This window comes from Streptomyces sp. NPDC029122 (genome assembly GCF_055569445.1).
Map to the genome: position 1 here is coordinate 27,254 of NZ_JBVHWK010000039.1, position 12,864 is coordinate 40,117.

The following is a 12,864-nucleotide window of genomic DNA, read 5'->3' on the forward strand; positions in this document are numbered from 1 at the left end:
GAGAAGAAATGGAACGAGAAGAAAGAGGGATTATAAAGACGAGGGCCTCGCCGACCCCTTCCCGCCACCCCCCCCCCCCCCCCCCCCCCACCACCACACACCCCCCCCCCCCCCCCCCCCCCCCCCCCCCCCCCCCCCCCCCCCCCCTACGCCCGCGGCGAGCGCCGCCGGCGCTTACGCGCCCTTGGAAAGGTCCGGGCCGGAGCCCGTGGCCTCGATCGGGGGGATGTCCGGCAGGGCCGACTTCTCCTCGCCGCGGAAGGTGAACTTGGCGTTCTCGCCCTCACCCTCCACGCCGACGACCACGATGTGACCGGGGCGCAGCTCGCCGAAGAGGATCTTCTCCGACAGCAGGTCCTCGATCTCGCGCTGGATGGTCCGGCGCAGCGGGCGCGCACCCATGATCGGGTCGTAGCCGCGCTTGGCCAGGAGCTGCTTCGCGTCACCGCTGAGCTCGATGCCCATGTCGCGGTCCTTGAGGCGCTCGTCCACCTTGGCGATCATCAGGTCGACGATCTGGATGATGTCTTCCTGGCTGAGCTGGTGGAAGACGACCGTGTCGTCGACACGGTTCAGGAACTCGGGCCGGAAGTGCTGCTTGAGCTCTTCGTTGACCTTCGCCTTCATCCGGTCGTAACCGGTCTTGACGTCGCCCTGGGCCGCGAAGCCCAGGTTGAAGCCCTTGGAGATGTCCCGCGTACCCAGGTTGGTCGTCATGATGATGACCGTGTTCTTGAAGTCCACGACCCGGCCCTGGGAGTCGGTCAGGCGACCGTCCTCCAGGATCTGGAGAAGGGAATTGAAGATATCCGGGTGCGCCTTCTCGACCTCGTCGAAGAGGACGACGGAGAACGGCTTCCGGCGGACCTTCTCGGTCAGCTGGCCGCCCTCCTCGTAGCCCACGTAGCCGGGGGGCGAACCGAAGAGGCGGGAAACCGTGTGCTTCTCGCTGAACTCCGACATGTCGAGGGAGATCAGCGCGTCCTCGTCGCCGAAGAGGAATTCGGCCAGCGTCTTGGAGAGCTCGGTCTTACCGACACCGGACGGGCCGGCGAAGATGAACGAGCCACCGGGACGCTTCGGGTCCTTCAGACCCGCACGGGTACGGCGGATGGCCTGGGAGAGCGCCTTGATGGCGTCCTTCTGGCCGATGACGCGCTTGTGGAGCTCGTCCTCCATGCGCAGGAGGCGGGAGGACTCCTCCTCCGTGAGCTTGAAGACGGGAATGCCGGTCGCGGTCGCGAGGACCTCGGCGATGAGCTCGCCGTCGACCTCGGCGACGACGTCCATGTCGCCGGCCTTCCATTCCTTCTCGCGCTTGGCCTTCGCGGTCAGCAGCTGCTTCTCCGAATCACGGAGCGAAGCCGCCTTCTCGAAGTCCTGGGAGTCGATGGCCGACTCCTTGTCGCGGCGGACGGCCGCGATCTTCTCGTCGAACTCGCGGAGGTCCGGCGGCGCGGTCATCCGGCGGATGCGCATCCGGGAGCCGGCCTCGTCGATCAGGTCGATCGCCTTGTCCGGCAGGAAGCGGTCCGAGATGTACCGGTCCGCCAGCGTCGCCGCCTGGACGAGGGCCTCGTCCGTGATGGAGACGCGGTGGTGGGCCTCGTAGCGGTCGCGCAGGCCCTTGAGGATCTCGATCGTGTGGGGGAGGGAAGGCTCCGCCACCTGGATCGGCTGGAAGCGGCGCTCGAGGGCCGCGTCCTTCTCGAGGTGCTTGCGGTACTCGTCCAGCGTCGTGGCACCGATGGTCTGGAGCTCACCACGGGCCAGCATGGGCTTGAGGATGCTGGCGGCGTCGATCGCGCCCTCGGCGGCACCCGCACCCACGAGGGTGTGGAGCTCGTCGATGAACAGGATGATGTCGCCGCGGGTGCGGATCTCCTTGAGGACCTTCTTCAGGCGCTCCTCGAAGTCACCGCGGTAGCGGGAGCCCGCGACCAGGGCACCCAGGTCGAGCGTGTAGAGGTGCTTGTCCTTGAGGGTCTCGGGGACCTCGCCCTTGACGATCGCCTGTGCCAGGCCCTCGACGACGGCGGTCTTGCCGACGCCGGGCTCGCCGATGAGGACCGGGTTGTTCTTGGTCCGGCGGGACAGCACCTGCATGACCCGCTCGATCTCCTTCTCGCGCCCGATGACCGGGTCGAGCTTGGATTCACGGGCAGCCTGGGTGAGGTTGCGGCCGAACTGGTCGAGGACCAGCGAGGTCGAGGGGGTGCCCTCGGCCGGGCCGCCTGCGGTGGCCGACTCCTTGCCGCCCCCGGTGTAGCCGGAGAGCAGCTGGATGACCTGCTGCCGGACCCTGTTCAGATCGGCGCCCAGCTTCACGAGGACCTGGGCGGCGACGCCCTCGCCCTCGCGGATCAGGCCGAGCAGGATGTGCTCGGTGCCGATGTAGTTGTGGCCGAGCTGGAGGGCCTCTCGGAGCGAAAGCTCCAGGACCTTCTTCGCCCGCGGGGTGAAGGGGATGTGGCCGGACGGGGCCTGCTGCCCCTGACCGATGATCTCCTCAACCTGCTGGCGAACAGCCTCGAGCGAAATCCCGAGGCTCTCCAGGGCCTTAGCGGCGACACCCTCACCCTCGTGGATCAAGCCCAGGAGGATGTGCTCGGTGCCGATGTAGTTGTGGTTGAGCATCCGGGCTTCTTCCTGAGCCAGGACGACAACCCGCCGCGCGCGGTCGGTGAACCTCTCGAACATCGTTTATCGCTCCTCAGAGCGGTCGGGCAGTTCGGGGTCGGTCCCCGCCCTGTCCTTCCGCATGCTAGTCCCGCGGGACGGGACAGCTCATTCCAACTGCCGACATCCGTCCACGGCTCACCCCCACGTCGGTGAGGAAAACCGGCTGTAAGAGCCGACTACTGCTCCAACTCGATGGTGCGAGACGATGTTCCCGCAGGCCAGGCAGATACCCGTCACAGGTGTACGCCGATGGCGAACGGAACCCGCTCAAATCAGCGTGTCGCCCCGATCCACTAGGAATGTCTTACCCGTAAGGACTGACACTCCATGCCCCTGGACGGGGTCCCCTCCGCTACGGGCGAACAAGCCCGCGTCCCGAATGTGGGACTCCGCCCGCCCGGCGTTTACGCTGCGCGTCGGTTCGGACGCGTCGCGTAACCACTCGACGCCGACCGGAGTTGCTCCGGTCATGTCCCTCAGCGCCGCCGTGAGCGTCCCCTCGCCCCGCGTCCCGTCCGAGGACGGCACCCGCGCCTGGTACGAGCGCGTGCTCGGCTGGAGCTGCGCGGGCGGGCCGCCCCCGCAGCTGGTCACCGGGATCCGGTTCGACGTGCTGGAGCTGCCCTCGGACGCCGGGGCAGCGGTGCTGCGGCGCCGGGTCGCCACCGGCCCGGTGGCCGCGATGGGGCGCCGGATGCGGTTCCTGGTCGCCCCGGGCGCGGCCGAGGAGCTGGAGGGGCTGCTCGACTGGCTGGAGTGGGGCGGGGTGGCGCTGGACCTGACCGCCCTGGGCGCGGGCGGCAGGATCACCGCCCCCGTGCCTCCCGGGCGCGCGGGGGAAAGCCCTCGGGGGGCCGCCGTGTGGCTGCGGCCCCCCGAGCTGGGGTGTGAGGCATCGCTGCCCGCCCTGCCCGTTCCGGGGCAGGGCACGGGGGCCGGGCCCGGACTCTGTGCGGAGCCGGCCGGGCCCGATCTCGTACGCCTGGTGGCCGCGGCGGCGACGGAATGCCACCGCGCCCGCCTGGGGCGGCGTACGCCTCAGCCCTTGGCGTTCTCGTAGGCCTCACGGATCTCGGCCGGGACGCGGCCGCGGTCGTTGACGCTGAGGCCCTGGGCCTTGGCCCACGCGCGGATCTCGGCGGTGTCCGGGCTGCCCGGCGAAGCGGCGGCGCGGCCCTTGGCGCGGCCCGCGGAGGCACGCCCGCCGGTGCGGCGGCCGGCCTTCACGAAGTCCTCCAGCGCACCGCGGAGCTTTTCAGCGTTTGCGGTGGTGAGGTCGATCTCGTAGGTCTTGCCATCCAGAGCGAACGTCACGGTCTCGTCCGCCGTGCCACCGTCGAGGTCGTCGACAAGAAGGACCTGAACCTTCTGTGCCACCGGATTTCCTTTCATCGAAAATGCAGTACGCGGAAAGGAAACCGCTTTTGCCTGAAAAACACAAACCCCCGTCGAGAGGTTCAGGACCTCAACAAGGCGGGAAACGTGCGCGATTCGGACATAGGCCACCGCCGGGCCGGGCCCGTAATAGCCGCCGTGGTCGATCAGAGGTGCAGCAGCATCCGGCTGTTGCCCAAGGTGTTCGGCTTCACTCGTTCGAGACCGAGGAACTCGGCGACTCCCTCGTCATAGGAACGCAGGAGCTCCATGTAGACATCGGTCTCCACCGGGGTCTCGCCGATCTCGACGAAGCCGTGCTTCGCGAAGAAGTCCACTTCGAAGGTCAGGCAGAATACCCGGCTGACCCCGATCCGGCGGGCGGTCTCCAACAACTTGTCGAGCACCCGGTGCCCCACACCGGCGCCCTTCAGGTCGCGGTCGACCGCGAGCGTGCGCACTTCGGCGAGGTCTTCCCACATGACGTGGAGGGCCCCGCAGCCGACCACCTGCCCGTCGGACTCGCGTTCCGCGACCCAGAACTCCTGGATGTCCTCGTAAAGGACCACGGGGGCTTTGTCGAGGAGGATCCGCTGCTGCACGTACTGGTCGAGCAGGCGGCGCAGCGCGGGAACATCACGGGTGCGCGCGCGGCGGATCGTCACTGTTTTCGCGTCGTCTGTGGTGGAAAGCTCTCCCATACCCGGACGCTATCGCCCCGGGTCGCTCCGGTGCGCGCCGGAGTCCTCTTCCGCCGCGGTCCCCTCGGGGCGCTCGCCGGCGGGGCCGCTCTCGGGGCCGGGTTCGTCGTGCTGGACGATGTGCACGGCGGCACGGAGGGCCTCGCGCTGTTCCGGGGACATCATGCCGAAGAAGGCGACGAGGGCGGCCGCCGGGTTGTCGCTGGTCGACCAGGCCTCGTTCATCAGTGCGGCCGAGTAGGCGGCGCGGGTGGAGACCGCCGTATATCGATAGGCGCGGCCTTCGGCTTCCCGGCGGACCCAGCCCTTCTGGTGGAGATTGTCCATAACGGTCATGACCGTGGTGTACGCGATGGACCGTTCCTGCTGGAGGTCTTCCAGGACTTCCCGAACGGTGACCGGGCGGTTCCACTGCCACACCCGCGTCATCACTGCGTCTTCGAGTTCTCCCAAGGGGCGAGGCACAGCAGCACAATAGTGCTGATTGCGGCGAATTGCCCGACTATTCGCCGCAACGCGCGGTGGAAAACCCCGGCGGGGTTACTTCACTTCTGCTGCTGCGGGCCGGCCTCGGCGCGGGCGATCGCGGCGTCGACGGCCGCGTCCTCCTTGGCCTTGTTGGCGCCGCCCTGGCTCTTCACGATCGTCACGACGAGGGCGATGAAGAACGCGGCCATCACGAAGGGGGGCACGAGCGCGGAGACGTAGTCCATGCCCCCAGCGTAGCTATACCGCCGCGCGTCCGGCCGCCGGGGGCGGGGTGGGCTTGCGGCGCGGCGGGAAGACCTCGCCCGGGGTGGGCACCGGGCGGGCGGGCGGCTCCTTCGGCGGGGCGGGCACCGGCTCCGGCGGGGACGGCTGCTCCTTGCCTCCGGCCAGGGCCAGCAGACGGGTACGGGGCGCCGGGGCGGTCGCCGCCGCGAGCCTGCGGCGTACGGAGCGCCCCGCGACGGCCCGGGCCCGCTCCAGCACGGCCGCCGCGACCGGATTGGCCCGCAGGGCGCGCAGGGCGGCGAGGTCGTCGGGCCCGGGCTCGTACCCGGCGGCCAGGGCGTCCTGGAGCAGCTCCAGGTAGCCCGACAGGCTCCCGGGCAGGGCGCCGCGGTAGCGGGCGAGGTCGTCGAGCAGGAAGGCTCTGAGCCGGCCCGCCTCCAGGACCGCTTCGTCCACCGACGCCGCGAGGCGCAGGCAGTCCTGCACCTCGGAGGCCGTCAGGGGGGCCGTGGAGGACTGGAGGGCGTGGGCGAGGGAGCGCCTGAGCACGTGCAGCTCAGCGGCGCTGAACGCCATGCCGCCGCGGGATCCGTAGGGCGTGGGCATGGGGCGAAGATACGCGCTAATCGGACAAAATCCCCTGAGGGTGCGGCATTGCGGCGCGGCGGAGGTCCGCGCCGCGCCCTCCGGGTGGATCAGCCGGTCTTCTTGACGGCCTCGACGAATTCCGCCCAGGCGGCGTGGGTGGTGGCCATCACCAGGTGCGCCGGGTCGGCCCGGTCGGCGACGCGCACCAGGGTGCCGGGCGCCGCGGCGACGTAGACGCAGGCGTCACCCTCGCCGCAGTAGGACGACTTGCGCCAGTCGGGGCGAGCGGTCGCGTTCATGGTGTCTCCTCCGCAGTGGACGAGGTCGCGGTGCTTCTCGAGCGAGACGCTATCTCCACGAGAGGCACGCTCCGGCCGGTTCCGGTAAAAAAACCCGGCCGTCGGAAAGTACGGCCGCCCACCCTACGCGTCACCGCTCACTCCACCGGGAAGGCGTACGCGATCTCGTAGCGCGAGTCGGGGATCACCAGGTCGGCGGTCTCCACTGGGCGGCCGTCGGAATCGAGGTACGTGCGCTCGATCTCGGTGATCAGCGCGCCGAGGCTGATCCCCAGCAGGTTGGCCTGGTTCTGGTTGGCCCGCGACGGGCGCGGCACCTCCACCACGGAGGTGACGGTGATGCCGATCGAGCGCATCCGCGCCACCACCCCCGCCCCGCGCAGCTCGCCGACCTCCGGCAGCACGATCGGGGTGCCCGAGGTGATCGCGAGGGGCTCCCAGGACTCGGAGAGCTCGGCGGGGCTGCCGTCGGCCATGAACTCGTAGCGGGTCATCACGCAGGGGGAGCCCGGCTCGATGGCCAGACGGGCGGCGATCCGCTCGGGCGCCGGGACCTGCGGCAGGGTCCGGGAGTCCCAGGACGCGGCGATGCCGTGCGCGGCGGCCTCGGAGCGGAAGGTGTTGCCGGACCCGGGGACGCGGCGGCGGGTACGGAGCATCCGCATGCGCCGCCGCGGGGTGCGCACGTAGGTGCCCGAGCCGGCCCGGCCCTCGAGGAAGCCCTCGATGATCAGCTGCTCCATGGCCCGCTGGGTCACGCCCTGGCCGACGGAGTACTCCTCCGCGAAGCGGGCGCGCGAGGGCAGTCTGTCGCCGATCGCCCACTCGCCCGCCTCGATGCGGTTCCGGAGCGATTCGACCACCTGCAAGTAAGGTGATTTACGGGGCATTTGGGCCGTCCTGTGCCGTCTCGGCTGTGCCGCGTCGGGAGGGTGTGCGTCCGACGCCGACAAGCTAACCGATCAGGTTCAAGCTGAGGACTCCGCCTGACGGTCCGCTACCGGCCGGTGGGGCCCCGCCGTCGCGGAGCCCCACCGGCCGGCCACTCACTCGAAGTTGGGCGCGTTGCGCTCGTAGACCAGCCGCAGACCGATCAGGGTCAGCCACGGCTCGTGGTCGTCGATCACCGACGCCTCGCCCAGGACGATCGGGGCCAGCCCGCCGGTGGCGATGACCCGCACGTCGTCCGGGTCGCCGCCCGGACCCGCCAGCTCCCGCGCCATCCTGTTCACGATCCCGTCGACCTGGCCCGCGAACCCGTACACCACGCCCGACTGCATCGCCTCGACCGTGGACTTCCCGATCACGTTGCGCGGCCGGGCCAGCTCGATCTTGCGGAGCTGCGCCCCTCGCACACCGAGCGCCTCCATCGAGATCTCGATGCCCGGGGAGATCACCCCGCCCACGTACTCGCCCCGCGCGGACACCGCGTCGAAGGTGGTCGCCGTACCGAAGTCCACGACGATCGCCGGGCCCCCGTACAGCTCGACCGCGGCGACCGCGTTGATGATGCGGTCCGCGCCGACCTCCTTCGGGTTGTCCATCAGGATCGGCACGCCCGTCTTGATCCCGGGCTCCACCAGCACCGAGGGCACGTCGCCGTAGTAGCGGCGGGTGACCTCGCGCAGCTCGTGCAGGACGGACGGGACCGTCGCGCAGATCGCGATGCCGTGGATCCCGTCGCCCAGCTCGCTGCCGAGCATCGGGTGCATCCCCATCAGGCCCTGCATCAGGACGGCCAGCTCGTCGGCCGTCCGGCGCGGGTCGGTCGAGACCCGCCAGTGCTCGACGATCTCGTCACCGTCGAACAGGCCCAGGACCGTGTGGGTGTTGCCCACGTCGATGGTGAGCAGCACGGCCTACACCGCCTCGCGCAGGTCGAGGCCGATGTCCAGGACCGGCGAGGAGTGCGTCAGCGCGCCCACCGCCAGGTAGTCCACACCCGTCTCCGCGTAGGCGCGGGCCGTCTCGAGGGTCAGCCGGCCCGAGGACTCCAGGACGGCGCGGCCCGCGACGATGGTCACGGCCTCCTCCGTCTCCGGGACGGTGAAGTTGTCCAGCAGGATCAGGTCGGCGCCCGCGTCCACGACCTCGCGGACCTGGTGCATCGTGTCGACCTCGACCTCCACCGGCACGTCCGGGAAGGCCTCGCGGACGGCCTTGAAGGCCTGGGCGACGCCGCCCGCCGCGACCACGTGGTTGTCCTTGACCAGCGCCGCGTCCGACAGCGACATGCGGTGGTTGACACCGCCGCCGCAGCGGACCGCGTACTTCTCCAGCGAACGCAGGCCCGGCGTGGTCTTGCGGGTGTCGCGGACCCTGGCCCCCGTGCCCTCCAGCACGTCGGCCCAGCGGCGGGTGGCCGTCGCGATGCCGGACAGGCGGCACAGGATGTTCAGGGCGCTGCGCTCGGCGGTCAGCAGGTCGCGGGTACGGGAGCGGACGGACAGCAGCAGCTGGCCGGCCTCGACCCGGTCCCCGTCCTCGGCGTGCCGCTCCACCTCGAAGGCCTCCGTGCAGACCACGGAGAACACGGCCTCGGCGATCCGCAGACCGGCCACCACGCCGGCCTCGCGGGCCACGAAGTCGGCGATGGCCTCGGCGTCCTCGGGGACGGTCGCGACGGTGGTCACGTCGACCCCGCCGTCCAGGTCCTCGGACAGCGCCATGTGCGCGATGTCCTCGACCTCGATCGGGTCCAGGCCCGCGTCCGCCAGCAGCTGGGCGAGCGCCGGGTCGAGACCGCTCTCCTCGCCGTCGCCACAGCCGCAGTCGTCGCCGCAGCCGCCTTCGTTCTGCTCGATCAGGGGGAGTTCGGGGGTGCTCACGGTCACTTCTCCAGGCTGAGGGGGTGGTCTACGGACGGGAAGTCCGCGGAGTCGGTGGGGGTGACGACCAGCGCCCGCCGCTCGGTGCGCGAGAGCCGCACCACGAGGTGGCGGCGCCAGGCGGTGTCGTCCCGGTCGGGGTGGTCCTCCCGCCAGTGGCAGCCGCGGGTCTCGGCGCGCCGCTGGGCGGCGGCGACCAGGACGCGGGCCACGCACAGCAGGTTGGTCGCCTCCCAGGTTTCCACGCCCGGCACGGCGGTCTTGCCCCGGCTCTCCAGCTCGCCCAGGGCCGTCGTGTACAGGCTCTCCAGCGCCTCGGCGGCCGCCGCGAGGGAACCGGCGGAGCGGAGCACGCCCGCGCCGTCCGTCATGATGCGCTGGACCTCGTACCGGGCCTCGGCCGGCTGGAGCGGGCCGGTGGCGGGCACGGGTATGCCCGGGCCGCTGCCCACGGGCGGGTGGGCGGCGATGTCGTCGGCGATCCGCTCGGCGAAGACAAGGCCCTCCAGCAGGGAGTTGGAGGCCAGCCGGTTCGCGCCGTGCACGCCCGTGCAGGCCACCTCGCCGCACGCGTACAGGCCGGGCACGGTGGTGCGGCCGTGCAGGTCGGTGCGGACACCGCCCGAGGCGTAGTGCGCGGCGGGGGCGACCGGGATCGGCTCGGTCACCGGGTCGATGCCGTGGGCCCGGCAGGCGGCGAGGATCGTGGGGAAGCGGTTCTCCCACATCTCGGCGCCGAAGTGCCGGGCGTCCAGGTACATGTGCCGGACGCCCTGCTCCTGCATGCGGCGCATGATCCCCTTGGCGACGATGTCGCGCGGAGCCAGCTCGGCGAGCTCGTGCTGGCCCGCCATGAAGCGGACCCCGTCCGCGTCGACGAGGTACGCGCCCTCGCCGCGGACCGCCTCCGACACCAGCGGCTGCTGGCCCTCGGCGTCCGGGCCGAGGAAGAGGACCGTCGGGTGGAACTGGACGAACTCCAGGTCCGAGACCTCGGCGCCGGCCCGCAGCGCCAGCGCCACCCCGTCGCCCGTGGAGACGGCCGGGTTGGTGGTGGCGGAGAAGACCTGTCCCATGCCGCCGGTCGCCAGCACCACGGCCGGCGCGTGGACGGCACCGACCCCGTCGTGCTGGCCCTCGCCCATGACGTGCAGGGTGACGCCGGCGGTACGGCCCTCGGCGTCCTGGAGCAGGTCCAGGACGAGCGCGTTCTCCACGGTACGGATGCCCGCCGCGTGCACCGCCTCGACCAGCGCGCGGGAGATCTCCGCACCGGTGGCGTCACCGCCCGCGTGCGCGATGCGCCGGCGGTGGTGGCCGCCCTCGCGGGTCAGCTCGATCTCGCCCGTCTCGGCGGAGGTGTCGAAGACGGCACCGGCCGCCATGAGCCGGCGCACCGCGTCGGGGCCCTCGGTGACCAGCAGCCGCACGGCCGCCTCGTCGCACAGGCCCGCACCCGCGACCAGGGTGTCGTCCAGGTGCTGCTCGGGGGTGTCGCCCTCGCCGAGGGCGGCCGCGATGCCGCCCTGCGCCCAGCGGGTGGAGCCGTCGTCGAGCCGCGCCTTGGTGACCACGACCGTACGGCGGCCCGCGGCGGCGCAGCGCAGCGCGGCGGTCAGGCCCGCGACGCCGGAACCGACGACCACGACGTCCGCTTCGAGGGCCCAGCCGGGGGCGGGGGCGTGCAGCCGTATGCCGGTACCGGCGGCGCCCGGGTTGCCTGTGGTGCTCACGCGTGTGCTCCGAACTCCAATGGGATGTTGTCGATCAGCCGGGTCGTGCCGACCTTCGCCGCGACGGCCAGCACGGCACGTCCGGTGAAGTCGGGGCCGACGTCGGTGAAGTCCTGCGGGTCCACCAGGGCCAGGTAGTCCAGGACCAGCGGCGGCTCGTACCGGGCCGCCTCCTCCAGAACGTGCCGCGCGGCGGCCCGTACGGCGTCCGGCAGGCCGGTGCCGCCGGTGGCCGCCGCCGACACGGCGTGGGCGTCGGCGGAGGCCCGGATCTCGCCCAGCCGGGCCAGCGCGGTGGCGCGTCCGCCGCCGGCGGGAGCGGCCTCGGCGCGGGCGCACAGCGCGGCCTGCGCGGCGAGCCGGTCGCGGCCCGCGAACAGGGCGCGGGACAGGGCCAGGGCGGTACGGCGCTCGACCGGGCCGAGGTAACGGTTGCGGGAGGACAGGGCGAGCCCGTCGTCCTCGCGGACCGTCGGTACGCCGACCACCTCCACGGGGAAGTTCAGGTCGGTCACCATGCGCCGGATCAGGGCCAGTTGCTGGGCGTCCTTCTGGCCGAAGAGGGCCAGGTCGGGGCGGGTGAGGTGGAGCAGCTTGGCGACGACGGTCAGCATGCCGTCGAAGTGGCCGGGGCGGGTGGCGCCCTCGAGGCGCCCGCCCATCGGGCCGGCGGTGATCCGCACCTGGGGGTCTCCGCCGGGGTAGACCTCGTCCACGGCGGGCGCGAACACGGCGTCGGCGCCCGCCCCTTCGCAGACCAGCAGATCGGCGTCGAGGGTGCGCGGATAGCGGTCCAGGTCCTCGCCGGCCCCGAACTGGAGGGGGTTGACGAAGACGGTGACCACCACCTGCCCCTCCGGCCCCACCTCCTCGCGGGCGGTGCGGATGAGCGTGGCGTGGCCCTCGTGCAGGGCGCCCATGGTCATCACGACGGCGCGGCGGCCGCCGCGCGGCAGCGCGTGGAGCTCTTCGGCGGTGTTCAGCAGCTGGAGCGGGCCGGTCATCGCTCGGCATCCTTCGGGTCGGCGTCGTCCGAGAGCACGCCGAGGAGGTCCTCGGCCAGTTCGGGCTTGAGCAGGCCGTGCGCGAGGGCGCGGTCGGCGGTCGTACGGGCCATCGCCAGGTACCCGGCGACGGTGGCGGGGGCGTGCTTGCGCAGCTCGGAGACGTGCGCGGCGACGGTGCCGGCGTCGCCACGGGCGACGGGGCCGGTCAGCGCGGCGTCACCGGAGCGCAGGGCGTTGTCCAGGGCCGCGCCGAGCAGCGGGCCGAGCATCCGGTCGGGGCGCTCGACGCCGGCCGTGCGCAGCAGCTCCAGCGCCTGGGCGACCAGGGTGACCAGGTGGTTCGCACCCAGGGCGAGGGCCGCGTGGTAGAGCGGACGGTTTTCCTCCGCGATCCACTCGGGCTCCCCGCCCATCTCGATGACCAGGGCCTCCGCGGCGAGCCGCAGCTCTTCGGGGGCGGTCACGCCGAAGGAGCACCCGGCCAGGCGCTGCACGTCCACCTCGGTACCGGTGAAGGTCATCGCGGGGTGCAGGGCCAGCGGCAGCGCGCCCGCACGGCGCGCCGGGTCCAGGACGGCGGTCCCGTAACGCCCCGAGGTGTGCACGAGGAGCTGGCCGGGTCGCACGGCGCCGGTCCCGGCGAGGCCCTCGACCAGGCCCGGCAGGGCGTCGTCGGGGACGGTGAGCAGCACCAGCTCGGCCCGCTCCAGCACCTGCGCCGGGGACACCAGCGGCACGTCGGGCAGCATCCGCTCGGCCCTGCGCCGGGAGGCGTCGGAGACCCCGGAGACGGCGACGGGACGGTGGCCCGCCTGCTGGAGGGCGCGGGCCAGCGCGGGGCCGACACGACCGGCGCCGACGACTCCGACGGTGAGCCGGGCGGGACGCGGTTCCTGGGATGAGTTCACGCGGGGAGGGCCTTCCGTTCCAGTCCGCGG

At 71.9% G+C, this 12,864-nt stretch carries 14 protein-coding genes; 1 reads left to right on the forward strand and 13 read right to left on the reverse strand.

Annotated features, from left to right (window positions below; all coding sequences use genetic code 11):
* Positions 1 to 174 precede the first annotated feature (174 nt).
* A complete protein-coding gene (locus tag ACZ4WZ_RS31400) occupies positions 175 to 2,700 on the reverse strand; it encodes an ATP-dependent Clp protease ATP-binding subunit (protein ID WP_388944829.1) in 2,526 nt (841 codons plus the stop codon).
* A gap of 451 nt (positions 2,701 to 3,151) precedes the next feature.
* On the opposite strand from ACZ4WZ_RS31400, the gene ACZ4WZ_RS31405 reads away from it, so the two are divergent.
* The gene (locus tag ACZ4WZ_RS31405) at positions 3,152 to 3,742 is read left to right on the forward strand and encodes an SCO3374 family protein (protein ID WP_467896149.1); all 591 of its coding nucleotides are present in this window, start codon (positions 3,152 to 3,154) and stop codon (positions 3,740 to 3,742) included.
* Here ACZ4WZ_RS31405 and ACZ4WZ_RS31410 read toward each other — a convergent pair.
* From ACZ4WZ_RS31410 to ACZ4WZ_RS31465, 12 genes are all read right to left on the reverse strand, one after another.
* Entirely contained in the window at positions 3,721 to 4,059 is a 339-nt protein-coding gene (locus tag ACZ4WZ_RS31410) for a histone-like nucleoid-structuring protein Lsr2 (RefSeq protein ID WP_361599506.1), read from the reverse strand. The two genes, ACZ4WZ_RS31405 and ACZ4WZ_RS31410, sit on opposite strands and share 22 nt — an antisense overlap.
* 164 nt (positions 4,060 to 4,223) lie before the next feature.
* Entirely contained in the window at positions 4,224 to 4,757 is a 534-nt protein-coding gene (locus ACZ4WZ_RS31415; protein ID WP_467896151.1) for an amino-acid N-acetyltransferase, read from the reverse strand.
* A gap of 9 nt (positions 4,758 to 4,766) precedes the next feature.
* Positions 4,767 to 5,222, reverse strand: coding sequence for a BlaI/MecI/CopY family transcriptional regulator (locus ACZ4WZ_RS31420; protein WP_467896153.1), 456 nt, complete (start codon positions 5,220 to 5,222; stop codon positions 4,767 to 4,769).
* An 80-nt stretch (positions 5,223 to 5,302) separates the two neighbouring features.
* The gene (locus tag ACZ4WZ_RS31425) at positions 5,303 to 5,470 is read right to left on the reverse strand and encodes a hypothetical protein (RefSeq protein WP_467896155.1); all 168 of its coding nucleotides are present in this window, start codon (positions 5,468 to 5,470) and stop codon (positions 5,303 to 5,305) included.
* A 13-nt stretch (positions 5,471 to 5,483) separates the two neighbouring features.
* Positions 5,484 to 6,077: a hypothetical protein gene (locus ACZ4WZ_RS31430; RefSeq protein WP_467896157.1), complete on the reverse strand. Its 594-nt coding sequence runs from the start codon at positions 6,075 to 6,077 to the stop codon at positions 5,484 to 5,486.
* Between the two features lie 89 nt (positions 6,078 to 6,166).
* The gene (locus ACZ4WZ_RS31435) at positions 6,167 to 6,358 is read right to left on the reverse strand and encodes a DUF397 domain-containing protein (RefSeq protein WP_467896159.1); all 192 of its coding nucleotides are present in this window, start codon (positions 6,356 to 6,358) and stop codon (positions 6,167 to 6,169) included.
* Positions 6,359 to 6,495: 137 nt separating this feature from the next.
* On the reverse strand, positions 6,496 to 7,248 hold the full coding sequence (locus tag ACZ4WZ_RS31440; protein WP_388944808.1) for a GntR family transcriptional regulator: 753 nt from the start codon (positions 7,246 to 7,248) through the stop codon (positions 6,496 to 6,498).
* Positions 7,249 to 7,404: 156 nt separating this feature from the next.
* Entirely contained in the window at positions 7,405 to 8,214 is an 810-nt protein-coding gene (locus ACZ4WZ_RS31445; protein WP_467896161.1) for a type III pantothenate kinase, read from the reverse strand.
* A 3-nt stretch (positions 8,215 to 8,217) separates the two neighbouring features.
* Complete coding sequence (gene nadC, locus ACZ4WZ_RS31450) at positions 8,218 to 9,186, reverse strand: carboxylating nicotinate-nucleotide diphosphorylase (protein WP_467896196.1); 969 nt, start codon at positions 9,184 to 9,186, stop codon at positions 8,218 to 8,220.
* 2 nt (positions 9,187 to 9,188) lie between these two features.
* Positions 9,189 to 10,919, reverse strand: coding sequence for an L-aspartate oxidase (locus tag ACZ4WZ_RS31455; protein ID WP_467896163.1), 1,731 nt, complete (start codon positions 10,917 to 10,919; stop codon positions 9,189 to 9,191).
* Positions 10,916 to 11,923 (reverse strand): pantoate--beta-alanine ligase, encoded by a 1,008-nt coding sequence (gene panC / locus ACZ4WZ_RS31460; RefSeq protein ID WP_467896165.1) that lies wholly within the window; start codon positions 11,921 to 11,923, stop codon positions 10,916 to 10,918. The genes ACZ4WZ_RS31455 and panC overlap by 4 nt, the downstream gene beginning before the upstream one ends.
* Entirely contained in the window at positions 11,920 to 12,834 is a 915-nt protein-coding gene (locus ACZ4WZ_RS31465; protein WP_467896167.1) for a Rossmann-like and DUF2520 domain-containing protein, read from the reverse strand. The genes panC and ACZ4WZ_RS31465 overlap by 4 nt, the downstream gene beginning before the upstream one ends.
* Positions 12,835 to 12,864 lie beyond the last annotated feature (30 nt).